The 3,660-nt window shown below is 67.6% G+C and carries 5 protein-coding genes; 4 read left to right on the top strand and 1 reads right to left on the bottom strand.

Annotated elements, in window-relative coordinates; genetic code table 11:
* Positions 1–315: 315 nt before the first annotated feature.
* The gene (locus VF794_RS32855) at positions 316–798 is read left to right on the top strand and encodes a TlpA disulfide reductase family protein (protein ID WP_331117064.1); all 483 of its coding nucleotides are present in this window, start codon (positions 316–318) and stop codon (positions 796–798) included.
* A 23-nt stretch (positions 799–821) separates the two neighbouring features.
* The gene (locus VF794_RS32850; protein WP_331117063.1) at positions 822–1,859 is read left to right on the top strand and encodes an SDR family oxidoreductase; all 1,038 of its coding nucleotides are present in this window, start codon (positions 822–824) and stop codon (positions 1,857–1,859) included.
* 49 nt (positions 1,860–1,908) lie between these two features.
* On the opposite strand, the gene VF794_RS32845 is transcribed toward VF794_RS32850, so the two are convergent.
* A complete protein-coding gene (locus tag VF794_RS32845) occupies positions 1,909–3,021 on the bottom strand; it encodes an MJ1255/VC2487 family glycosyltransferase (RefSeq protein WP_331117062.1) in 1,113 nt (370 codons plus the stop codon).
* 58 nt (positions 3,022–3,079) lie between these two features.
* On the opposite strand from VF794_RS32845, the gene VF794_RS32840 reads away from it, so the two are divergent.
* Together VF794_RS32840 and VF794_RS32835 are read left to right on the top strand one after the other, a co-directional pair.
* On the top strand, positions 3,080–3,379 hold the full coding sequence (locus tag VF794_RS32840; RefSeq protein ID WP_331117061.1) for a hypothetical protein: 300 nt from the start codon (positions 3,080–3,082) through the stop codon (positions 3,377–3,379).
* A gap of 159 nt (positions 3,380–3,538) precedes the next feature.
* On the top strand, positions 3,539–3,660 hold a 122-nt coding region (locus tag VF794_RS32835; RefSeq protein ID WP_331117065.1), incomplete at its 3' end, for a LysR family transcriptional regulator.

Here is a 3,660-nt window from a genome sequence, read left to right as displayed (position 1 = left end):
GATGATGGCCGTGCTGAAAAGCTTCTTCATGGCGAGCGCCTCCTGCTCGAACTTCCGTGGGGGTGCCCGCCTGACTGGCTGCCTGGCGGGCGAAGGCACTCTACCGCCAAGGTCCAAAAAACTGGAAAACTTCCAATCCTGTCAAAAACAGGATTCATGACACGGCGTGTCGAGGGGGAGGACGTTGGAGGAGCAACCGCCTTGCTTCTCGGGTGGCGAGGGGGCGAGCGGGGAGCGCCGGAACTCTGGGACGAGGAGGGCCGATGCATAGCTTGAGTCGCAACGCATCCATCCTCTCCAGAGGAGGCCCTACCCATGTCCTCGCATGACGTTCCCTTGACGCTGCTCGATCCGGAAGGGGGTTGGATCAACGCTCCCGTCCATGTCCATGACCTGCGCGGCCGGCCGACCCTGCTGTATTTCTGGTCCGAGCTGAGCAAGACCACTCAGGAGCAACTCCCGAAGATCAAGGCCCTGCTGGGCGAGTACGTCCCCAAGGGTTTGCAGGTCATCGGCGTCCACGTGCCCATGGACGGCGAGGATCTCGACCGGGCGATGGACACCAACGAGATCGAGCGGATCGTGAAGGGGATGGGCTTCCGTCACCCGGTGGCGGTGGATGACGGCTCGATGGAGCGGGCCTACGGCGTGGAGGAGGTACCGACGTTCCTGGTGTACGACGCCTTCGGCATCCTGCGCTTCCGCGAGTCGGGCCCGGATCCGCTCAGCCCCGAGCTGCGGCGGATATTGGATCGGCTCACCGGGCCCGAGGCCACCACGGGCGCCTTCGCGCCCTGAACCCACCACCATCGAGGCATGACATGGCAGGCCGGAACGATAAAGAGGCCTCCCGTGTATCGCTGGGAGCCCTGGTCGCCGCGGGAATGGGCGCGGCGATGGGGCTCCGAGCGCTGCTGCGGGAGAAGGTGAGCTTCGAGGGGCGCACGGTGTTGCTGACGGGCGGCTCGCGGGGACTGGGGCTGGTGCTGGCGCGCCTGTTCCTGAAGGAGGGCGCGCGGGTGATTCTGTGCGCCCGGGAAGAAGTGGAGCTGGCGCGGGCGCGAGACGAGCTGGAGGCGGACGGGGGCGAGGTGCTGGCCCTGGCCTGCGACGTGAGTGACCGGGTGCAGGTGGAGGCGATGGTGGCCCAGGTGCACGAGCGCTTCGGGACGGTGGACGTGCTGGTGAACAACGCCGGCCTCATCCAGGTGGGCCCGCTGGAGTCGATGACCGAGGAGGACTTCGACGAGGCGATGGACGTGCACTTCTGGGGGCCGCTCTACACGACGCTGGCGGTGCTGCCGGAGATGAAGCGGCGGGGCTGGGGGCGCATCGTGAACATCTCGTCCTTCGCCGGGAAGGTGAGCGTGCCGCACCTGCTGCCGTACAGCGCGAGCAAGTTCGCGCTGGTGGGCCTGTCGGACGGTCTGCGGGCGGAGCTGGCGCAGGACGGCATCCTGGTGACGACGGTGTGCCCGGGGTTGATGCGCACGGGCAGCCCGCCCAACGCGTTCTTCAAGGGCAACCACGAGGCGGAGTACGCGTGGTTCGTGCTGGGAGACTCGCTGCCGGGGCTCTCGATGAGCGTGGAGCGGGCGGCGCACAAGGTGGTGGAGGCGTGCCGGCGGGGAGACGCGGACGCGACGCTCGGCCTGCCCGCGAAGGTGGCGACGTTGGCACGAGCACTGGCACCGAACGTGACGGCGGCCGTGCTGGCGTACATCAACCGGCTGATGCCGCAGGACGCGAGCACGGATCGGCACCGGGGCCGGGACAGTGAGACCCCGCTCACCCGCTCCTGGGTGACACAGCTCACCCGGCGCGCGGCCCAGAAGAACAACGAGGAGCTGCTGCACTGACGTCTCCCCCACCCCTCTCCCGGTTGGGAGAGGGGCCAGGGGGCGAGGCTCACGCCTTGGTGGGGTCGCCCTCCTCCACTTCCTCCCACCAGCGCCCCTTGTACTCGGCGGCGCGGGCGAGCTGCTCGCGCAGCGCCTCGATCACCAGCTTGTTTCCCTCCTGCACATAGCCCTGGAGGGCCTCCTCGCACCGGGGGACGCGCTGGAGGAAGTCGCGCAGCCGCTCCTGGGTGAGCTCGGGGGCGTACATGCCGTAGCCGAGCTTCTCCAGGTACAGCGCATTGAGCACCTGCTCGAACTGGCCCCCCACGGGCAGGGAGAGCATGGGCTTGCGGAGGTACACGGCCTCGCTCATGAGCGTGTAGCCGCCGCCGGCGACGACGGCGCGAGCGGTACGCAGGTCGTCGATGAAGCCCTTCTCGCTGAAGGGACGGTAGAGGAGGTTGCCGTCGCGCACGTCCTCGGTGAGGTCCCGGCGCAGGCCGTAGATGTGGCAGGGCAGGCCACTCTGCTTGAGGATCTCCGGCAGGGCGGTGTTGGTGGTGGAGGTCTGGTAGACGAGCAGGTGCTCGCCGGGCTCGGACTTCGCCTCCAGGATCTCCGGCCGGAGGATGGAGGGCAGCAGCGTGGTGCGCTCCTTGCGCAGGGCCGGGTAGAAGAAGGTGGTGACGAGGTAGTGGAAGGCCCCGGGCAGCTTGGCCTTCACGATGGCGCGCGTGCCCTCGAAGTCGTCCTCCCAACCGGCCAGCAGCGAGGGCTCGTGCTTGCAGCGGTTGATGATCTGCATGTTGTCCACGCTGATGACGGGCAGGCGGTGGTTGCGCGCGAAGAGGTAGCTGAAGCTCTCGAAGTCGCTCACCACGACATCGGGTTTGAACTCCTCCACGAGCTCGAAGTACTGGCGGATGTTGTGCGGCCAGCCCTTCACGGCCCCGGAGACGTTCTGGAGCAACGTCTGCCACTTCTTCACCGAGTTGCCCTCATAGGCGAGGGTGAAGCCCCAGATGCCCCGCACGTTCTGGAAACGCTTGGCCAGGTAGTCCTTGGCGCGGCCCGAGACGACGATGTGGACCTCGTGCTCCTTGGTGAGCTCCTCGAGCAGCACGCGAGAACGGGTGGCGTGTCCCATGCCTTCGCCGACGACACCGTAGAGGATTCGCATGGGCGAGAGCATACGCGGGAAGTAGCGCGGGGGCCCACGGGGCGATAGCGTCTCCCCCATGCAACACGAGGCGAAGGACTCCAGGCCCTCGGGCGGCGCGAGCGGACTGACCCGGGCGGCGCTCCTGGGGCTGTGTGGCGGCTTGCTGCTGGGAGGACTCTTCCTGCTGGTGCAGGGGCTGCGCGCGCGGATGGCTCCGATGGACTGTCAGGACCTGTCCGAGGTGGAGTGCGGCTTCATCCAGCAGACCGCCGAGGAGGTGGGCCGCATGCAGACCGTGGCGGGTGCCGCCCTGCTGGCCCTGGGGTGCGCCGTGGTGGTGCTGGTGCGTTCGCGCGGACGCTCGGCCACCCCCTGAGGGCTCGCCGCCTCCCTCCCCCGAGTTCCCCTCCCGCTCCCCCTCCTCCGTCAAGCGACCGGGAGACCAAGCGCCTTAAGTGGTTTTGCCGACGCGGCGTAGACCCGCTAATTACCACTGGCCTCGGTATAAGGCTTCGGTTAGGAGAGGCGCCCTCTTATGCAGCTTGAATCCTTGAAGATGTTTTGTGACGTGGTGGAGACGGGCTCGTTCTCGCGGGCCGCGCAGCTCAACCACGTGACGCAGTCAGCGGTGAGCCAGCAGATCCGCGCCCTGGAGAA

The sequence above is a fragment of the Archangium sp. genome, assembly GCF_036389735.1.
In the GTDB taxonomy this organism is placed as follows: domain Bacteria; phylum Myxococcota; class Myxococcia; order Myxococcales; family Myxococcaceae; genus Archangium.
The sequence above is the reverse complement of the archived record's forward strand: the minus strand, read 5'-3'. Positions and strand labels throughout refer to the sequence as shown.

Coding starts and splice junctions, on each gene's coding strand:
- VF794_RS32855 (WP_331117064.1), top strand. CDS start 316: ATGTCCTCGCATGACGTTCCCTTGACGCTGCTCGATCCGGAAGGGGGT.
- VF794_RS32850 (WP_331117063.1), top strand. CDS start 822: ATGGCAGGCCGGAACGATAAAGAGGCCTCCCGTGTATCGCTGGGAGCC.
- VF794_RS32845 (WP_331117062.1), bottom strand. CDS start 3,021: ATGCGAATCCTCTACGGTGTCGTCGGCGAAGGCATGGGACACGCCACC.
- VF794_RS32840 (WP_331117061.1), top strand. CDS start 3,080: ATGCAACACGAGGCGAAGGACTCCAGGCCCTCGGGCGGCGCGAGCGGA.